The sequence below is a fragment of the Streptomyces sp. SD31 genome, assembly GCF_052068475.1.
GTDB lineage: Bacteria > Actinomycetota > Actinomycetes > Streptomycetales > Streptomycetaceae > Streptomyces.
In genome coordinates this window covers 24,368-43,578 of the sequence record NZ_JBQHCX010000007.1, presented here as the reverse complement: position 1 = coordinate 43,578, position 19,211 = coordinate 24,368, and the positions used below count along the sequence as shown (strand labels likewise).

General features: G+C 71.6%; 15 protein-coding genes. 11 read left to right on the top strand and 4 right to left on the bottom strand.

Annotated elements, in window-relative coordinates; all coding sequences use genetic code 11:
• Position 1 precedes the first annotated feature (1 nt).
• Together ACTMVF_RS16590 and ACTMVF_RS16585 are read left to right on the top strand one after the other, a co-directional pair.
• Entirely contained in the window at positions 2-871 is an 870-nt protein-coding gene (locus ACTMVF_RS16590; RefSeq protein WP_441271805.1) for a hypothetical protein, read from the top strand.
• A gap of 362 nt (positions 872-1,233) precedes the next feature.
• The gene (locus ACTMVF_RS16585) at positions 1,234-2,628 is read left to right on the top strand and encodes a tannase/feruloyl esterase family alpha/beta hydrolase (RefSeq protein WP_441271804.1); all 1,395 of its coding nucleotides are present in this window, start codon (positions 1,234-1,236) and stop codon (positions 2,626-2,628) included.
• A 2-nt stretch (positions 2,629-2,630) separates the two neighbouring features.
• On the opposite strand, the gene ACTMVF_RS16580 is transcribed toward ACTMVF_RS16585, so the two are convergent.
• Positions 2,631-2,813: a hypothetical protein gene (locus ACTMVF_RS16580; protein ID WP_163089833.1), complete on the bottom strand. Its 183-nt coding sequence runs from the start codon at positions 2,811-2,813 to the stop codon at positions 2,631-2,633.
• Positions 2,814-3,106: 293 nt separating this feature from the next.
• Here ACTMVF_RS16580 and ACTMVF_RS16575 point away from each other — a divergent pair, with 293 nt between their 5' ends.
• From ACTMVF_RS16575 to ACTMVF_RS16565, 3 genes are read left to right on the top strand one after another with little or no spacing between them, the layout of a single operon-like run.
• Positions 3,107-5,959 carry a DEAD/DEAH box helicase gene (locus tag ACTMVF_RS16575; RefSeq protein WP_441271803.1) on the top strand — a complete coding sequence of 951 codons (2,853 nt, stop codon included), beginning with the start codon at positions 3,107-3,109 and terminating at the stop codon, positions 5,957-5,959.
• Positions 5,956-7,242 (top strand): SWIM zinc finger family protein, encoded by a 1,287-nt coding sequence (locus ACTMVF_RS16570; RefSeq protein ID WP_441271802.1) that lies wholly within the window; start codon positions 5,956-5,958, stop codon positions 7,240-7,242. The genes ACTMVF_RS16575 and ACTMVF_RS16570 overlap by 4 nt, the downstream gene beginning before the upstream one ends.
• Positions 7,243-7,279: 37 nt before the next feature.
• The gene (locus ACTMVF_RS16565; protein ID WP_441271801.1) at positions 7,280-7,405 is read left to right on the top strand and encodes a hypothetical protein; all 126 of its coding nucleotides are present in this window, start codon (positions 7,280-7,282) and stop codon (positions 7,403-7,405) included.
• Between the two features lie 101 nt (positions 7,406-7,506).
• Here ACTMVF_RS16565 and ACTMVF_RS16560 read toward each other — a convergent pair whose 3' ends face one another.
• Together ACTMVF_RS16560 and xylA are read right to left on the bottom strand one after the other, a co-directional pair.
• Positions 7,507-7,767: a hypothetical protein gene (locus tag ACTMVF_RS16560; RefSeq protein WP_441271800.1), complete on the bottom strand. Its 261-nt coding sequence runs from the start codon at positions 7,765-7,767 to the stop codon at positions 7,507-7,509.
• Positions 7,768-8,231: 464 nt separating this feature from the next.
• Positions 8,232-9,398 (bottom strand): xylose isomerase, encoded by a 1,167-nt coding sequence (gene xylA / locus ACTMVF_RS16555; protein ID WP_441271799.1) that lies wholly within the window; start codon positions 9,396-9,398, stop codon positions 8,232-8,234.
• A 203-nt stretch (positions 9,399-9,601) separates the two neighbouring features.
• On the opposite strand from xylA, the gene xylB reads away from it, so the two are divergent.
• From xylB to exaC, 6 genes are all read left to right on the top strand, one after another.
• Positions 9,602-11,047 carry a xylulokinase gene (gene xylB, locus ACTMVF_RS16550; protein ID WP_441271798.1) on the top strand — a complete coding sequence of 482 codons (1,446 nt, stop codon included), beginning with the start codon at positions 9,602-9,604 and terminating at the stop codon, positions 11,045-11,047.
• A 14-nt stretch (positions 11,048-11,061) separates the two neighbouring features.
• Entirely contained in the window at positions 11,062-12,279 is a 1,218-nt protein-coding gene (locus ACTMVF_RS16545) for an ROK family protein (RefSeq protein ID WP_441271797.1), read from the top strand.
• A gap of 368 nt (positions 12,280-12,647) precedes the next feature.
• Positions 12,648-13,658 (top strand): acetamidase/formamidase family protein, encoded by a 1,011-nt coding sequence (locus ACTMVF_RS16540; protein ID WP_441271796.1) that lies wholly within the window; start codon positions 12,648-12,650, stop codon positions 13,656-13,658.
• Between the two features lie 38 nt (positions 13,659-13,696).
• Entirely contained in the window at positions 13,697-14,299 is a 603-nt protein-coding gene (locus tag ACTMVF_RS16535) for an N-acetylmuramoyl-L-alanine amidase (RefSeq protein ID WP_441271795.1), read from the top strand.
• 119 nt (positions 14,300-14,418) lie between these two features.
• Positions 14,419-15,714: a GAF domain-containing protein gene (locus ACTMVF_RS16530; protein ID WP_441272084.1), complete on the top strand. Its 1,296-nt coding sequence runs from the start codon at positions 14,419-14,421 to the stop codon at positions 15,712-15,714.
• 104 nt (positions 15,715-15,818) lie between these two features.
• A complete protein-coding gene (exaC, locus tag ACTMVF_RS16525) occupies positions 15,819-17,342 on the top strand; it encodes an acetaldehyde dehydrogenase ExaC (RefSeq protein WP_441271794.1) in 1,524 nt (507 codons plus the stop codon).
• Between the two features lie 493 nt (positions 17,343-17,835).
• On the opposite strand, the gene ACTMVF_RS16520 is transcribed toward exaC, so the two are convergent.
• Complete coding sequence (locus ACTMVF_RS16520) at positions 17,836-19,206, bottom strand: RICIN domain-containing protein (protein ID WP_441271793.1); 1,371 nt, start codon at positions 19,204-19,206, stop codon at positions 17,836-17,838.
• Between the last annotated feature and the right edge of the window lie 5 nt (positions 19,207-19,211).

The window sequence follows — 19,211 nt, the reverse complement described above, 5'->3', positions numbered from 1 at the left end:
GATGGCCGGGACGGATGAGGGGGCCGTCGCCGCCGCGGACGATGCGCTCTATGTGCTCACGGCGGTGCTGCTGACGCCGGCGAAGTTCCCGAGCGTGCTGGGCGACGACTATCCGGAGGCCTGCGCGGCGCTCGGCCTCGCGCCGCTCGCCGACGGGTACGGCCTGGTACTGGGCCAGGACGGCGACGGCGCCCGGTGGACGGTCGTCATCGACGACGTCTCCTTGGTCGCCGTCGCCATCGCCTCCTGGGACTGCGGCATGGAGTACGACCTGTCACCGGACGAACGTACGGTTGTGGCCGCGCTGCCCGGGTGGCCCCTCGCGGTCGCCGTCGCCGCTCCCAATGTGCCGGCGCCGCACGATCCCGGCCCCGAGTTCGCCGACGGTCCGCCGCTCACGCCGCCGGACACGAGCGTGTGGGGGCCGGCCCAGCGGCGCCTGGGCGCCGACGAGATCGCGTTGCAGTGGGCGATGTGGCGGGAGCAGATCGACGACGCCGAGTTCCCGACGCCGGGCGGGGCATCGGACGACGCCGAGCCGGCGCACGGGGACGGAGAACAGGGCGAGGCCGAGAGGGTCGCGCCGGGTGAGAGCCAGGGCGGCCACAGCGGCATCCGGCGGGTCCTCGCCGAGGCACGCGCGTACGTGGACTCCCCGCCGCCCCTCGGGCGCGTCCGGTCGTCGTTCGCGCCGGGTGACGCACGGACCCTGCGCGCGGACGGCCCCGGCTGGTCACTCGTCGCCAGAACGGACGACATCGCGTTCGTGCTGCTCGACGACGAACCCGGCGAGGTCCTGCCGGTCGGCCGCGGGCCGGAGCTGCCCGGGCTGCTGGAGGCGCTCGACAAGATGGCCGTACGCCCCAGCTGAGCCACACGCCGGGCGACACCGCAGCGGGCCCCGCTCCCTTGGACGTCCGTCGGCCTCCGGCGCGGCTGCGGGGTCCGGCGCGGCGTCCGGCGCAGTTGCGGTATCAGGTGCGTCCAGGGAACGCCGGGAGGGCGTTCCCTGGACGCACCTCGTGTTCGAAGCCGTCAGCCTCACGGAAGAGCACCGAGCCCCCATCTGTCGCGGGGGACCGGTACAGCGGCGTGTCTCGGGGCCCCATCCGGCGGCGGCGTTCCATGTGGTCCGAGCCCATGGAAGGCGCGGAACCAGACGCGCACCATGAGGCAGCCTTCGCGGCTCCGCTCCCACTGCCGCCCTCGTCTCCCGCCTTCCAGGAGGCCGTCATGCGCCTGTCCCAAGGTGTTCCGTTCGTTGCCGCCGCGCTGCTGACCGCCGCCCTCATGTGGCCGACTCCGGCAACGGCCACGGCAGTTCACGAGCACCACTGCTTCCGTCAGGAGCGCCTGCGGGTACCGGGCGCGGCCTTCCAGCAGAGTGCCTGCCTCGCCGATCTGACCACGTCGGGACTCGCCGGCACGCCTTACACCGACATGGCCGACCAGGCCGGGCTGACGGCACGGGGCACCCGGACACCGGCCGGGGTTCCCGGGATTCAGATCGACGGATACTTTCCGGACTCCTCTCGCTTCAACGCCACACACGACCTGCATCACGACGCGCAGTTCGTGATCCGACTGCCTGGCCGCTGGAACGGCGGACTGGTCGTCACCGGAGCCCCGGGCACCCGCAGGCAGTACGCGACGGACACGGCGATCTCCGACCAGGTGCTCGCGCTGGGTTACGCCTACGCGGCGACCGACAAGGGCAACAACGGCGCCGACTTCTACCGCGACGGGAAGCGGCCCGGCGACGCGGTCGCCGAGTGGAACGCGCGGACCACCCAGCTCACCCGGGCTGCCCGCAAGGCGGTGGCCCAGCGCTACGGACACGCTCCCCGCCGTACCTACATGACCGGCATCTCCAATGGCGGCTACCTCACCCGCTGGCAGTTGGAGAACCATCCCGAGCTGTACGACGGCGGCGTGGACTGGGAGGGCGCCCTGTGGACCGCGGACGGCCCCAACCTGCTCACCTCCTTGCCCACGGCAGTGGCACGCATGCTCGGCTCCGCGCGGGACGAGGACCTGTACGCGGTCGGTTTCGCGCGCGGCTCCGAGTTCCTGTGGCCCTACCACGAGCAGGCCTACTGGGGAGTCACGCAGAAGATCTACCGCGCCGAGTTCGACCCCGCCTACGACCCCGGCTGCCCCGGCCCGTCCGCCGGGAGCACCCCGGAACGGACTCTGGCGCCGTGCGCGTCCGATGCCACGTACGACTACGCGTCGCGTCCGGCATCCGTCCGCCGCGCCGTGGCCCGCGTGGCGTTGACCGGGCGCCTCGGCAGACCGCTGATCACGCTGCACGGCGATCTGGACGCGCTGCTGCCGAAGGCCACCGACTCGGAGGTGTACGCGCGCATGGTCGACGCGAGCGGACGGGGACCACTGCACCGCTATTTCACGATCGCTGGCGGCACTCACGTCGACGGCCTGTACGACACGTATCCCGACCGGCTCCGGCCGATCCTGCCCTGCTACCGATCGGCGTTCGACGCGCTGGTCTCATGGGTGGAGCGCGGCACTCCACCGCCCGCGGACCGTACCGTCGGCAGGCCCGCGAGCGGCGATGTGCTCAACTCCTGCTCGCTGTCAGCCCCGGCCGGACCGGGGGCCGGGTGACGTCAGCGGCCGAGTTCCTTGCGCGTGGCGCGGCGCAGCCTGCGCCGCTGTGACGGGTCGAGCGCGAGGTACGCGGCGGCCGGGACTCCCAGGATTATCAGGAGCGCCGCCCACCAGGGCAGCCAGATCAACAGGATGAGGCCGGCCGCCACACCTCCCGCGGCGATCTTCGCGTTCTTCGACATGTGCGTCGCCTCCTTCGCGGCCACTGCCGCTCTCTGACCTGAAAACGGGTCCGCGCTTCCAGTGGTTCCGAACCGCGACCCTGAGACGACCCTGAGGTGCGGCCCCTACTGGTCACGGAGAGGTCCGGTGACAGCCGATGTGCGGTCGGCGCGCCGGGCTCCGCACAAGGGACATACCCACACCGACCGAAGCGTGACCCAGGTCACGATGCAGGCATGCCGGATAGACCGCCGAGTTCCTGTAGCCTCGGCCACTCGATCCGAGTAGTCAAATTTGAGGAGTGCTGCAGAGCGTGCCGAGGCTTCCCGAGGCAACACCGTCCGAGATCTCCGAACTGGCCTCCTGCCGAGCCGTCTTCGTACCCGGCGATCCGGCCCGTACCGGCCGGGTCGCCTTTTGGCGAGCCGACGGCGGCGCCGTTCCGCTCGTGGCGTCCGGATCCGTCGAGGAGCTGGCCGTCGCTCTGCCGGGCGAGGACGGTGTCGAGCTGGTGCACCTGCCGACCGTTGTGCTGCCGGTGCGCACCGCCCTGCCCGTGCTCACGCGTGCGCGTGTCTCCGCGCAGGCTTCCCGGGCGGTCGCGTTCTGGGGCACGGCAGCCGTGCTGGCCCTGCAACTCGTGGCGCGCGGCCTACTCCTGCCCGGCCTCTCGGCACAGGACCATGACGCCTGGCGCGCCGGTCCCCTGCGCCCGGAGGACGTCGAACGCATCCGCGCTCTTGCCGCCGCGATGCCGCCCGAAGCGCACGCGGCGCCCCTGGCAGGCGTCGAGCCACTGAGGCTGCGGGCCCCGGAGCGGCTGCTGCGGGCCTTCCTGGACGCGGTCGCCGACGCGCTTCCCCGCTCCCCCGCGGCCGCGCTCGTCACAGGCGCGCCCGCATACGCGGCTCAAGAACCGCAGCACCTGCCCGAGCAGCGTGCGTGGGCCGCCGATGTCGCCTCCGGCCACGACGCGGGCGTACGGCTCTCCCTGCGCTTGGAGGTCCCCGGCCTCGCCGAGACGACGCAGGATGACGCGGCGCTGTCGTTCCGGGCGGTGCTGCAGGTGCACAGCGTGAGTGATCCGACGCTGGTCGCGGATGCGGGCGACGTGTGGGCGGGAGCCGGCGCCTTCGGTCCGCGCGCGCGGATGGACGCCCTGCTGGCGCTGCGCCGGGCCGCGCGGGCCTGGAGTCCGCTCATGCCGTTGCTCTCGGCCGCAGTACCGGACACCGTGGAACTCGCCGACGAGGAGGTGACCGACCTCCTGGGAGAGGGCACGCGTGCCCTGGCCGGGGCCGGCGTCGACGTGCACTGGCCCAAGGAGCTGGCGCGCAAACTGACCGCCCGCGCGGTGATCGGTCCACCGGACGACGAGTCCGCGCCCGGCAGGCTCTCCTCGGACACGCCGTCGTTCCTGTCCGCCGACGCGCTGCTCGCCTTCAACTGGTGGTTCGCGCTGGGCGACCAGCGGCTCACGCGCGAGGAGCTGGACCGGCTGGCAGAGGCGAACCGCCCGGTGGTGCGGCTGCGCGACCAGTGGGTCCTCGTCGATCCTCAGGAGGTGCGTCGCGCCCGCGCGGAGCAGGACCGCAAGGTGACGCCCATCGACGCGCTCGGCGCCGCTCTCACGGGCTCCACCGAGGTGGACGGCCGCCAGGTCGAGGTGCGGCCCACAGGGTGGCTGGCGGCACTTCGCGAGCGGCTCGCGGACCCCGAGGGACAGGAGCCGGTGGGGCAACCCGCCGCGCTCGCGGCAACGCTGCGGGACTACCAGCGGCGTGGCCTGAGCTGGCTGGCCCGGATGACGTCCCTGGGCCTGGGCTGCTGTCTCGCCGACGACATGGGCCTCGGCAAGACGATCACGCTCATCGCGCTGCATCTGCACCGGCAGACCGACGTCTCGTCCGCCGGTCCGACGCTGGTGGTGTGTCCGACGTCGCTGATGGGCAACTGGCAGCGCGAGATCGAGAAATTCGCGCCCGGCACGCGCGTGCGCCGCTTCCACGCGTCTCGGCGTGATCTGGACTCCCTGGCGGACGGAGAGTTCGTGCTCACCACGTACGGCACGATGCGCCTGGACGCGCGCCGACTGGCCGAGGTGCCGTGGGGCATGGTCGTGGCGGACGAGGCCCAGCACGTGAAGAACCCGTACTCGGCGACAGCGAGGGAGCTGCGCTCCATCGGCGCACACGCGCGCGTGGCGCTCACCGGCACTCCGGTGGAGAACAACCTGTCGGAGCTGTGGGCGATCCTCGACTGGACGACGCCCGGCCTGCTGGGCCGCCTCGGCACCTTCCGCGCGCGCTACGCGCAGGCCGTCGAGAGCGGCCAGGATCCGGCCGCCGCGGAACGCCTGACCCGGCTCGTGCGCCCGTTCCTGCTGCGCCGGCGCAAGTCGGATCCGGGGATCGCGCCGGAGCTGCCGCCGAAGACGGAGACCGATCGTGCCGTATCCCTCACCGCCGAACAGGCGGGTCTGTACGAGGCCGTGGTCCGCGAGACGCTCGCGGAGATCTCCGGAGCCGACAGCATGGCGCGGCGCGGCCTGATCGTGAAGCTCCTGACGGGTCTGAAGCAGATCTGCAACCACCCGGCGCAGTTCCTCAAGGAGGAGCGGCCGAGGATCGCCGGACGGTCGGGCAAGTTGGAACTGCTGGACGAGCTGCTCGACACCATCCTCTCCGAGGGGTCGAGCGTCCTGGTCTTCACGCAGTACGTGCGCATGGGACGCCTCATCGAGGAGCATCTGGCGGCCCGTGGCACGCCCTCGCAGTTCCTGCACGGCGGAACCCCCGTGGCCGAGCGCGAGGCCCTGGTGCGGCGCTTCCAGGACGGTGAAGTGCCGGTGTTCCTGCTGTCGTTGAAGGCCGCGGGCACCGGCCTGAACCTCACCCGCGCCGAGCATGTCGTGCACTACGACCGCTGGTGGAACCCCGCCGTCGAGGCGCAGGCCACGGACCGCGCGTACCGCATCGGCCAGACCCGGCCCGTGCAGGTGCACCGGCTGATCGCCGAGGGAACCATCGAGGACCGTATCGCCGACATGCTGAGCCGCAAGCGGGAGCTGGCGGATGCGGTGCTCGGCGCCGGCGAGGCGGCGCTGACGGAGCTGTCGGACGCGGAGCTGGCCGATCTGGTGGAACTGCGAGGGGGCGCCCGATGACTCGACACGACGGCAACATGGAGCGCACGTTCGCCGCGCTGCCGCCCGCGCGCGGGCGGGGGTTCGCACAGACATGGTGGGGCCAGGCCTGGCTGAAGGCGCTGGAGGAGACGGCGCTGGACTCGGGGCAGCTCAAGGCCGGCCGCAGACTCGCCCACGCGGGAGCGGTCGGCGCGGTGTCGGTGCGCCCGGGACGCATCACGGCTGTCGTGCAGGGCCACGACGGTACGGCGCACCGGGCAGACGTACTGCTGGAGGAACTGACCGGCGAACAGTGGGACCGCTTCCTGGACATGACCGTCGAGCGGGCGGGCCATGTCGCCGCACTGCTCGATCGCGACATGCCGCCGCACCTGGTGGAGGACGCCGCCGCCACAGGCATCGAACTCCTGCCGGGCATGGGCGATCTGGAGCCGGAGTGCGGCTGCGGAGCCTGGGACCACTGCGGCCACACAGCGGCCCTGTGCTACCAGGTGGCACGGCTCCTGGACCAGGACCCCTTCGTGCTGCTCCTGATGCGCGGACGCGGCGAACGAGCCCTGCTGGACGACCTTCAGGCTCGCAGCGCCGCACCCGCCTCCGAGCCGTCGGACCCGTCCGCGCCGTCCGATCCGGAGGACGTGGACGCCGCCGAGGCCTATGCGACAGGCGACATCCTGCCGCCGTTGCCCGCCCTGCCCGAGTTGCCCGCCGAGCCGGGAGTGCCGCCTTCCCTGGACACTGAGACGCCTCCCGCGCCCGGCGTCGACCCGGCCGCGCTGGAGTTCCTGGCCGCCCGGACCGCCGCGGAAGCACACCGCATGGTGGCGGAAGCCCTGCGAGACGGTCTGGAACAGCGGGCCGCCGAAGCAGAGTTGACGCTCGGCCAGGACGCGGTCCGCCTGGCCTCCGGCTCCCCGTCCGCCGGGGTGGCGGAGCGGTTGGCCGACGGCTCGGGGCGCGGCCACGAGGGGCTGGCGGTGGCGGTACGCGCCTGGCGTCTCGGGGGCGTCGCCGCGCTGTCCGTACTCGACGAGGAGTGGACCGTCGAGGGCGAGGCGCTCGCACGCGCGCGTGCCGCTCTGGACTCGGCCTGGGACGAAGACGAACGGCCGGCACTGCGGGCGAAGGGCAACCGATGGACGGTCATGGGTACGCCGAACCAATTGCGCCTGGGACGGGACGGACGCTGGTGGCCATACCGCGAGGAACAGGGCAGTTGGGTGCCGGCAGGAGGCCCTGCGCAGGATCCGGCAACGGCGTTGGCTTCGGCGCAGCTCGCGTCCGAGGAGGAGCAGCCGTAGGGCATGCCCGACCGCCCCTGCGAGGGGACTGACCCTGGTGGGGGCCGTCGGCCGGTCGCTCGAGCAACTCGACGACACGGCGACCTCGGGGGCGCCGGAGCTTTCAAAGAAGCTGGTCGTGGAGACATCGGTGATCTACGTGCGGTTGCCGCGCGGCATCTGACGGCCGACTCGAGAAACCTTGTTCGCGTGGGGTACGCGTGCGTGGCCGCTGGGAGCGCCACGCACGCGTACCGCGCGCCTCCACGCCGGCCGGTGCCGTGACTAGGGCAGCTCGTCCGCCAGTGACGGCAGCAGCGATTCGAGGTCGCTCGGAAAGCCGCTGGGCAGCTCGGTGGGGAACCCGGAAGGCAGCGATGTCGGCAGCTCGCTCGGCAGCCTGCTGGGCAGCTCGGTCGGGATGCTGAACGACGGCCTGGGCGAACTGCTCGTGCTGCTCTCGGCGGGCGGGTTCTCGTCGGGCGAGTCGTCGCTCCCCGAGGCCATCAGGACCACGGCCACGACGGCTCCTGCAGCCACGATCACGGCAAGCAGGATGAAGAGCGGATTCCGCCGACGCCCCGGTCCACCGCCGCCAGCGGGCGGTTCCGACGGCGGCCGACCACCGTACGAGGGCGGGCCACTGTCACCCGGTGGAGGACCGTAGCCTCCCGGGGCCCCGTATCCCCTCGTGGTCTCATGGCCGCCTCCTGTCCCCTGCCCGGGGCCGAAGCCGTCAGGAGGCGGTCCGAAGCCGCCCGGAGGCGGCGTGTCACCCGGCGGTCCGGGCGGCTGAGGCGGTACGGGCGGCATGGCCATAGCGCCAAGGGTCGCCTCGCATCGGTCAGGGCGCGACCGCTACAGGGGAGTTGATACGGGCCCATGCCGTGGATCGCACGATTCCGGAACATTCCGCGCAGCGACCGGTAGACAACCCGTACCGCGTGTGACCGAATCTTTCGACGGGCGGTCACACGCGGCAAGGCGGCGTCGGGCACGCGCGCGTGGTCTCAGCCGCGGGCGCCCAGCAGGTGGTCCATCGCCAGCTGGTCGAGGCGCTCAAAAGCCATCCCGCGCGCGGCGGCCGCCTCGACGTCGAACTCCTCGAAGGCCGCGCGGTCCGCGAGCAGCGACTTGAGGCCATCGGCCGCGGTCGGCTGCGCCAGCTCGTCCAGGCGCGAGGCGCGCAGGGCCTCCTGGACCTCCGGGTCGGCGCGGAAGGCGGCCGAACGCTCCTTCAGGATGAGGTAGTTGCGCATGCAGCCCGCGGCCGACGCCCACACGCCGTCGAGGTCCTCGGTCCGCGGCGGCTTGAAGTCGAAGTGGCGGGGCCCGGTGTAGCCGGCGCTCTCCAGGACGTCGACCAGCCAGAACGCGGAGCGCAGGTCGCCGGCGCCGAAGCGCAGGTCCTGGTCGTACTTGATGCCGGACTGGCCGTTGAGGTCGATGTGGAAGAGCTTGCCCGCCCACAGTGCCTGCGCGATGCCGTGCGGGAAGTTGAGCCCGGCCATCTGCTCGTGGCCGACCTCGGGGTTGACGCCGTACAGCTCGGGGCGCTCCAGGCGCTCGATGAACGCCAGCGCGTGGCCGACGGTCGGCAGCAGGATGTCGCCGCGCGGCTCGTTCGGCTTGGGCTCGATCGCGAACTTCAGGTCGTAGCCCTGGGAGGTGACGTACTCGCCGAGGAGGTCGAAGGCTTCCTTCATGCGGTCGAGAGCGACGCGTACGTCCTTGGCGGCGCCGGACTCGGCGCCCTCGCGGCCACCCCAGGCGACATACGTCTCGGCACCCAGTTCGACCGCGAGGTCGATGTTGCGGATCGTCTTGCGCAGGGCGTAGCGGCGCACGTCACGGTCGTTGGCGGTGAACGCGCCGTCCTTGAAGACGGGGTGTGTGAAGAGGTTGGTGGTCGCCATCGGCACCTTCATGCCGGTCGCGTCGAGGGCCTCACGGAAGCGCTTGATGTGCGCCTCGCGCTCGGTGTCCGAGGACCCGAAGGGGATCAGGTCGTCGTCGTGGAAGGTGACGCCGTGGGCGCCGAGCTCGGCCAGGCGCTGCACGGTCTCGACCGGGTCGAGGGCACGGCGGGTGGCGTCGCCGAAGGGGTCCCGTCCCTGCCAGCCGACGGTCCACAGGCCGAAGGTGAACCTGTCCTCGGGGGTGGGCTGGTAGCTCATGCCGCGGCTCCTTGCTTACGGACGACTGCTTGCTACGACTCGCTACGACTATTTCGTCATGGCGGTTTACAAATTAGTATGCCGACGCGTCCCTGGGAAGGGACAAGATGTCCCTGAAGGGGTGAGGTCCGGGTCGTGGTCATCCGGGGCACCCTCGAAACAGCAGGTCAGATCCCGCAGAGCCGCGGAAAAGGGAGAGCCCGATGTCAGCAGCCGAGGGTCCGCTCGTCGTCGGCGTGGACACGTCCACCCAGTCCACCAAGGCGCTGGTCGTCGACGCGTCGACCGGGCGGGTCGTCGCGAGCGGCCAGGCACCGCACACGGTGTCCTCCGGGGCCGGCCGCGAGAGCGACCCGCGCCAGTGGTGGGACGCATTGTGCGAGGCGCTGCGCCAGTGCGGCGACGCCGCGCACGAGGCCGCCGCGGTGTCGATCGGTGGACAGCAGCACGGCCTGGTCACGCTGGACGACCGGGGCGAGCCGGTCCGTCCGGCTCTGCTGTGGAACGACGTGCGCTCGGCGCCGCAGGCCCGCCGCCTGACCGAGGAGCTGGGCGGCGCGAAGTTCTGGGCCGAGCGCACCGGCTCCGTCCCGGCCGCCTCGTTCACGGTCACGAAGTGGGCCTGGCTGGCCGAGAACGAGCCGGAGGCCGTCCGGGCCACCAAGGCCGTACGCCTCCCCCACGACTACCTCACCGAACGCCTCACGGGGCAGGGCACCACCGACCGAGGCGACGCCTCCGGTACGGGCTGGTGGGCGTCGGGGACGGAGTCGTACGACGACGAGATCCTCGCGCGCGTGGGGCTCGATCCGGCGCTGCTGCCCCGTGTGGTCCGGCCCGGCGAGGTCGCCGGCACCGTGCGCGACAGCCACGACCTGCCGTTCTCCAAGGGCACCCTGGTCGCGCCCGGCACCGGCGACAACGCCGCCGCCGCGCTGGGGCTCGGTCTGCGCCCCGGGATGCCGGTACTGAGCCTGGGCACGTCGGGCACGGTGTACGCCGTGTCGAAGCGGCGCCCCGCCGACCCGACCGGCACCGTGGCGGGCTTCGCCGACGCGCACGGCGACTGGCTGCCGCTGGCCTGCACCCTGAACTGCACGCTCGCCGTCGACCGCCTCGCGACCCTGCTGGGCCTCGACCGCGAGGCCGTGGAGCCCACCACCGGCATCACGCTGCTGCCCTACCTGGACGGCGAACGCACCCCGAACCTGCCGAACGCCTCCGGCCTCCTGCACGGCCTGCGCCACGACACGACCGCCGGTCAGCTCCTGCAGGCCGCCTACGACGGTGCCGTCCACGCGCTGCTGGGCGCCCTGGACCTGGTCCTGGACGAGGACGCGGACCGCTCGGCCCCGCTGCTGCTGATCGGCGGCGGCGCCCGGGGCACGGCCTGGCAGCAGACCGTACGGCGGCTGTCGGGGCGCCCGGTGCAGGTACCCGAGGCCAAGGAGCTGGTCGCGCTCGGCGCGGCGGCCCAGGCGGCCGGCCTGCTGACCGGCGAGGATCCGGCGGCGGTGGCCCGGCGCTGGAACACCACGCGCGGGCCGGTGCTCGACGCCGTGGAGCGGGACGAGGAGACGCTGGCCAGGATCAGCGGGGTACTCTCCGACGCGGCCCCGCTGCTTCAGCGGAGCCCCGAAGCTCACTGAGGACGGACGGAGGCATGACCGCACCGCTGCACGAGGCCCACCCGGCCGGCCCAGGCCGCGCGCTGCCCAACACTCAGCAGGGCATGCGCCGCCGCAACCTGGCCCGGGTGATGCACACCGTGAGTGCCGAGGGGCCGCTCTCCCGAGCCGCCGTCGCCTCCCGCATAGGGCTGACCCGTGCCGCGGTGTCCACGCTCGTCGACGAGCTGATCCGCTCGGGACTGCTGGAGGAGCTCGGTCCCGAGCGGCCCGGCCGGGTGGGCCGTCCCGGGTCGGCGCTGGCCGTCAGCGGGCACGGTCCGGCCGGGATCGGAGCGGAGATCGGCGTCGACCACCTCGCCGTCTGCGCGGTCGATCTGCGCGGCGAGGTGCGGTCCAGGGCGGTGCGGCACGGCGCGAACCGTGGCCGTGCCGCCGAACCGGTCATCGAGGAACTCACCGAACTGGTGCGCCAGGTTCGCGCCGAGGCCGAGCGCGAGGGGCTCCGGCCCGCCGGCCTGGCGGTCGCGGTGCCGGGTCTGGTCGCGCGGGACGCCCGTACGGTGGTGCGCGCGCCGAACCTCGACTGGCGGGACACGGATCTCGGCGCGCTGTTGCCCATGGACCTCCCGCTGACCGTGGGCAACGAGGCCAACTTCGGCGCGCTCGCCGAACTCTGGCTGGGCGACGGCACGCCGCGCGACTTCCTGCATGTGTCGGCGGAGATCGGCATCGGTGCGGCGGTCGTGGTGGGCGGCGGGCTGCTGCACGGAACGCGCGGTTTCGCCGGCGAGTTGGGGCATGTACCGGTCCAGCCGGACGGGCCGGAATGCCCGTGCGGGGGGCGGGGATGTCTGGAGCAGTACGCCGGTGAGGAGGCGGTGCTGCGCGCGGCCGGTCTGGAGTCGGACGAGGACCGCGTCGGACTGCTCGCCGGGCGTGCCGCCGACGGCGACGAGGACGTACGGCGGGCCCTGCGCGACGCGGGAACGGCGCTCGGTGTCGCACTGACGGGCGCGGTCAATCTGCTGGACCCCGAGAGTGTGGTGCTGGGCGGCGCACTGGCCGGGCTCGCGCCCTGGCTGCTGCCGTCGCTGGAGGCCGAGTTGGACCGGCGCACGGCCGGGCCCGCCTGTCCGGTGTCCGTGTCGCGGTTGGGTCCCGAGGGGCCGTTGCTGGGCGCCGCGCACTCAGTGGTGCGAGCGGTGCTGGACGATCCGATGGCGGTGGCGGCCGTGGCGGAACAAGCCTGAACTCAGGACGAGTTCACTCCTGTGAGTGAGCGAGTTATCCACAATCCTGCGGCTGTCCACGAAAAGTCGGCGGGCTCTTCTGACCAACCCGCCCGCGCCGTACCGTGATTCACGCGAGGCGCAACTGTCGTGTCATGGCGACGGGAGCGCATCGGCGTGGATGAGGGGATTCACATGTCGGGGGATTCGGCGGGGCAAGCGACTGCGGGGCGCACAGGCGCCGCCGCAACCTTGCGGTGCGACGCGATCGGGTTGCGCGAGGTCCTGTTCCAGAGCGGGCGCCACCCCGGGCGCATAGCCGAGACCGCCCGTGTGCACCTCGACGACCCCTCCCCCACCGGCCTTCCGCAGAACGGAGCTGTGCAGCGATGAGCGACCCCAGGATCCTGACCGTGCGACCCGAGCCGGGCGAATACGCCTGGACGTTCGGCGGCGCACCTCCCGTGGCGCGCATCGCACCCGGCACGGTTCTCGACCTGTACACGGAGGACTGCTTCGCCGGGCGGGTGCGCTCGGAGAAGGATCTGGTGTCGGAGGTGTGCGAGTTCCCCTTCCTCAACCCGCAGACCGGTCCCTTCCACATCGAGGGCGCCGAGCCGGGTGACACGGTCGCCGTGCATTTCGTGTCGATCGAACCGGCCCGGGACTGGGCCGCATCGACGACGGTCCCGCTGTTCGGCGCACTGACCTCCACGCACACCACGGCCACGCTACAGCCGCCGCTCCGGGAGACCGTCTGGATCTGGCAGCTCGACCGGACCCGACGTACGGCGCTGTTCCGGGCGCACGACAGTGACATCGAGGCCGAGCTGCCCATGGACCCGATGCACGGCACGGTCGGGGTGGCCCCCGCCAATCTGGAGGTGCGCTCGGCCCTGGTGCCCGACGCGCACGGCGGGAACATGGACACACCCGAGATGCGGGCAGGCGTCACCTGCTACCTCGGGGTGAACGTCGAGGGCGCACTGCTCAGCCTCGGCGACGGGCACGCCAGGCAGGGCGAGGGCGAGACCTGTGGGGTGGCGGTCGAGTGCGCGATGAACACCGTGGTGATCGTCGAGTTGCTCAAGGGACTCGCCACACCCTGGCCCCGCATCGAGTCGGACACGCACATCATCTCGACGGGTTCGGCCCGGCCGCTGGAGGACGCGTTCCGGATATCCCAGCTCGACCTGGTGCGGTGGCTGGTGCGCGACTACGGGTTCGGTGAGCTGGACGCGTACCAGTTCGCGACCCAGGCCGTCGAGTCGCCGCTGGCCAACGTCTGCGACACCAACTACACGTGCGTGGCCAAGATCCGCAAGCAGTGGCTTCCCCCGCGCGAGACGCACCGCGGCCTTCATGCGCGGCTGCGGGAGACGGCAGCGGCTCTGCGCTGAGCGCGCCGGCCGACCTCAACCCTGAAAGGCAATCTCCTTTGGAACGCGCAAGACCACGACCCAGCCGCCGGCGCCTCCTCCTCCAAGGCACCGCCCTGGCCGCCGTCCCGTATGTCCTGCTCCCCGAACGGCGGGCCGGTGCGCACGTCCCGGCACCGGACTACCCACTCGCCGCCTGGCGACCGGCGAGCACCGCCAACTACACGGTGGCGAACCGCCCCACGACCCATGCGGTCGACCGGGTGATCATCCACGTGACACAGACCACTTACCCCAAGACCCTGTTCGTCTTCGAGAACCCGAGGAAGAAGGTGTCCGCCCACTACGTCGTCCGGTCAGGAGACGGACACACATCCCAGTGCGTCCGCGAGAAGGACATCGCCTGGCACGCCGGGGACTGGGACCACAACACGCGCAGCATCGGCATCGAGCACGAGGGATGGGTGGACCAGCCCGGCTTCTTCACCGGCGTCCTGTACGAGAAGTCGGCTCTGCTGACGGCCGCGATCTGCGAAAAGTACGGCATCCCCAAGGACCGGGAGCACATCATCGGGCACCACGAGGTTCCGGGCACCGATCACACCGATCCCGGTCCGCACTGGGACTGGACGCGCTACATACGACTGGTCAACTCGGCCTGAGACCGGCCGTACCCGCCGAACCGGTGTGCACCGTTCAGGTGTCCCGCGTCGAAAAGGTTGTCCGCCCGCGTACCCGGAGTGACGATGTCCCCAGCCGCATCGCCTTCCGGGAGGCCGAGTTGACGGATCCGTGGGTGGCCCTGGAACCGGGAGCCGACCCCGCCGAGCGTGTCCGGGTACTGCGTCGTGCGCATGAGACGTTCACCGAGGTGGGCACCGTGCCGCAGCCGGTGCGTTCCGTGGTGGCCGACTCGTGGCGGCGTTCCGCGCGGGCCGGGGTGGGCCCGGACGGGACGGCGAGCGTGGAGCTCGCGGACAGCGATCTCGGCGCTTATCGCGCGGAGCATCCGCTGGCGCGGGTGATGCCGCTGTTCCGGGAGCTGCTGGGCACGTTCGCCGCCGACGGCGAGCATCTGCTCGCGGTGTGCGACGCGCACGGCAGGCTGCTGTGGGTCGAGGGCCATCCGACGACCCGGCGCAGGGCGGGGCGGATGAACTTCGTGCCGGGTGCGCGGTGGGCGGAGACCTCGGTCGGGACGAACGCGCCGGGCACGGCGGTCACCGTGGACCGGCCGGTGCAGGTGTTCGCGGCCGAGCACTTCATCCGCCAGGTGCAGCCCTGGACCTGCGCGGCGGCGCCGGTGCACGATCCGCGCACCGGTCGGGTGCTCGGGGCGGTGGACATCACCGGCGGGGACGGGCTCGCGCATCCGCACAGCCTGGGGTTCGTGCAGGCGGTCGCGCGTGCCGCGGAGTCCCATCTGGCGCTGCTCGCCCCGCCGACGCCGGCGGCCGACACACCGGAGCTGTCCGCGCTGGGCCGCGACGAGGCGCAGTTGCTCACTGGCGGCCGCCGCGTCAGGCTCAGTCGCCGGCACAGCGAGATCCTGGTGCTGCTGGCCCGCCACCCGGAGGGTCTGACCGGGGACGAGCTGCTGTGTGCGCTGTACGAGGACGAGTCGGTGACGCCCGTGACGCTGCGCGCCGAACTGGCCCGCCTGCGCCGGATACTCGGCCCCGCGCTGCTCGGCTCACGGCCCTACCGGCTCACGGTGCCGGTCGAGTCGGATGTGGCGGTCGTCGAGCGTCGTCTGGAGACCGGTGCGGTCACGGGCGCGGCCATGGCGTACGCCGGCCCGCTGCTGCCCGGTTCCCAGGCACCGGCGGTGGTGCGGCTCAGGCGCCGCCTCGCCGATGGGCTGCGTACGGCGTTGATCGCCCGCCGGGACCCCGACCTGCTGGCCGACTGGGCGCACGCGCCGTGGGGCGAGGACGACATCGACGTATGGCGGGCTCTCGCCGCGGTGCGCCCCACTGCTGCGGTGCGGTCGCGGCTGGCCGCGCTGGAGTCCGAACTGTCCGCACTGCCCGCACTGTCCGTACGGCCTGCCTGGGAGCGCCGATCGCCGCGCTGACCGCACCGTCGCCGCGCGCAACGTACTTGCAACCTCGCCGTCCCTAGCCTCGCGCCGAGAGCTGCCCAACGGCGGGCAGCGCTTCTGCAGGGAGGCAGACCAGCATGACCCGTTACGCGGCGCCCGGCACCGACGGCGCGATCGTCTCCTACCAGGCGCGCTACGACCACTTCATCGGCGGAGAGTACGTGCCGCCGATCGGGGGGCAGTACTTCGAGAACCCGTCGCCGGTGAACGGGCAGCCGTTCACCGAGATCGCGCGGGGCACGGCGCAGGACGTGGAGCGGGCGCTCGACGCGGCGCACGCGGCCGCTCCCGCGTGGGGCAGGACCTCGGTGACCGAGCGCGCCGACATCCTGCTCAAGATCGCCGACCGTATGGCGGCGAACCTGGAGCAGTTGGCGGTCGCCGAGAGCTGGGAGAACGGCAAGCCGGTGCGCGAGACGCTGGCCGCCGACATTCCGCTGGCCATCGACCACTTCCGCTACTTCGCCGGCGCGATCCGCGCCCAGGAGGGCTCGCTCGGCGAGCTCGACGACGACACGGTGGCGTACCACTTCCACGAGCCGTTGGGCGTGGTCGCGCAGATCATCCCGTGGAACTTCCCGATCCTGATGGCCACGTGGAAGCTGGCCCCGGCGCTGGCCGCCGGCAACGCGGTCGTGCTCAAGCCGGCCGAGCAGACCCCGGCGTCCATCCACTACTGGCTCAGCCTGGTCGCCGACCTGATCCCGCCGGGCGTGGTCAACATCGTCAACGGCTTCGGCGTGGAGGCGGGCAAGCCGCTGGCGTCCAGCCCCCGGGTGGCCAAAGTGGCGTTCACCGGCGAGACGACGACCGGCCGGCTGATCATGCAGTACGCCTCGGAGAACATCACCCCGGTCACCCTCGAACTCGGCGGCAAGTCCCCGAACATCTTCTTCGGCGACGTCTGGGCGGCCGACGACGACTTCCGGGACAAGGCACTCGAGGGCTTCACCATGTTCGCGCTCAACCAGGGCGAGGTGTGCACCTGCCCGTCCCGGGCGCTGGTCCAGCGCGGCCGGTACGCCGAGTTCATGGAGGCGGCGATCGCCCGCACCGAGCAGATCAAGACCGGCCATCCGCTCGACACGGACACGATGATCGGCGCGCAGGCCTCCAACGACCAGTTGGAGAAGATTCTCTCCTACCTGGACATCGGCCGGCAGGAAGGCGCCAAGGTCCTCACGGGTGGCGAACGCATCGAGCATGAGGGCGAGTTGAAGGGCGGCTACTACGTCCAGCCGACCATCTTCGAGGGCGACAACCGCATGCGGATCTTCCAGGAGGAGATCTTCGGTCCGGTGGTCTCGGTGACGTCCTTCGACGACTTCGACGACGCCATCAAGATCGCCAACGACACGCTGTACGGCCTCGGCGCGGGCGTGTGGACGCGGGACATCAACACCGCCTACCGCGCGGGACGCGCCATCCAGGCGGGCCGGGTGTGGACGAACTGCTACCACGCCTACCCGGCGCACGCGGCGTTCGGCGGCTACAAGGGGTCGGGCATCGGCCGTGAGACGCACAAGATGATGCTGGAGCATTATCAGCAGACCAAGAACATTCTTTGTTCTTACAGCCCTCGGAAACTCGGCTTCTTCTAGAGCCTGAAGTCGGGTTGCCTGGAGGCATCGTTGTACGCCAGGCAACCCGACACAACAAACACGCCACGCGATCGCCTCCACCCCTTGCGCCCCCTGTGGAAGCACCCTCGGCCTGACTGGCTGGGCGAAGACGGTGGGCCTCATCCTGACCGGGTGCACGCGTGGCGCCGCCGAGGCCGGGCGGGTCAGCCGGTCTCCCGCGGGGACCGCCGACCATCTCCTGGAAGAGGCCGCCGAGAGCACTGCCACCGTCGCCCTCGTTCAGCAAACCCGCGGCCATGGCGGCCTGCGAGGCCGTGAACCGGGCGGACGAGAACTCCCTCCGCGAGGGCGTGTTCGTCGAACGCCACTTCCCCCCACGGCCTGTTCGCCGGCCGTGACCAGTCCGAAGGCGTGGGAACTCTGCTGAAAGGGCCTCCGTCCTTCCATCTGGGACAGACGTCGACGAAGTGGAGCCAGGATCATCCCGGCTCCACTTCGCGGTGCGGGCGTGTCACTGGAACTGTACGAAGAACCTCCAGATCTCTGCCTTGGTCCAGGTGGTGACGCCGCTTTCGCCGGAGGAGCCGTCGACCGGACCGGGTATGTGGCCACCGTCGAACGCGGCCCATTGGACCGGGTATCCGGCACGGCAGCCCGAGTAGGTGGTGGTGATGTGCGTTCGGCTGCCCGGCGCGGGCTCGCGCGGGCTCTGGGGGGTGCAGCCGTTGTTGCTGACGAACTTGTCGCGCAGGGACCGTCCTTGCCCGATGTTGAGGACGGAGTCGCTGATGCCGTGGATTCCGAAGTAGGCGATGGGCTGGTTGCCGCCGCTGCACCCGCTGATCTGGGCGCCGGAGATGACCGCGACGGCCCTGAAGACGTTCGCCCGGCTGCACGCGAGTGCGTAGCTCATACCGCCGCCCCAGCTGAATCCCGTGGCGAAACGCTGTGCCGGGTTGACACAGAGGCCGCCCTCGATGCGCCGGATCATGTCGTCGACGAAGGTGACGTCCTCACCGCCCGAGTTGGCCCAGCCGTTGCCGAGGCCCTGGGGGGCGACGAGGATTGCGCTGTTGTTCGACTGTTCCTGTTGGCCGTAGTAGGACCAGGCGTTCCCGCTCGTGCCGCCCGAGGCGACGTCGCCGGCGGTTCCGCCCCGCCAGTGGAACGCGAAGATCAGCCGGTAGCGGTGGCTGCTGTCGTAGTTGGCGGGAACCCTGAGGATGAAGCTGCGGCTCTTGCCGCCGCTCTGAATCGTGTGCGTACCGCTCGCCAGAGTCGGGGCGCTGCCGCAGCCGCCACCACCACCGGACGACAACTTGATCATCTGCCATTGCTGGTTGGCGCCGCCCCAGTCGGAGTACTGGACGACGTTGCCGCCGTCGGCGGTGGAAGCGCCCTGCACCTCCACCGCCTTGCCGCTGGTGCGGTTGATCAGCCGGACGTGGCCCGCGTCGGAGTCGGCCAGGCGGAACTGCTGGTTGGCCCCGTTGTGGTCGGCCCACTGCTGGATCGCGGCACCGTCCGCGGTCGAGGCGCCGGCCACGTCGAGAACCTTGCCCGAATGCCGGGCCTTGAGGCGGTAGAAGCCGCCGCCGGAGTCCACGAACTGCCACTGCTGGTGGGCTCCGTCGTTGCGCGTCCACTGGCTGACCCGCGCGCCGTCGGCGGTGGACGCGCCGGAGACGTCCAGCGCCTTGCCGCTGTTGCGATTGACCAGGACGTACCAGGCATTCGTGTCCACCGTCGCCGCCTCGGCGGGCGCCGGATTCACCACGGCGAGCAAGCCGATCGCGAGGGTCGCCGCCACCAGGGCGGCGACACGGGACCACCAGCGATGTCGTCGTGGAGGGGCGGGGGAAGCCGCACCGTGGGCCGTCATCGATT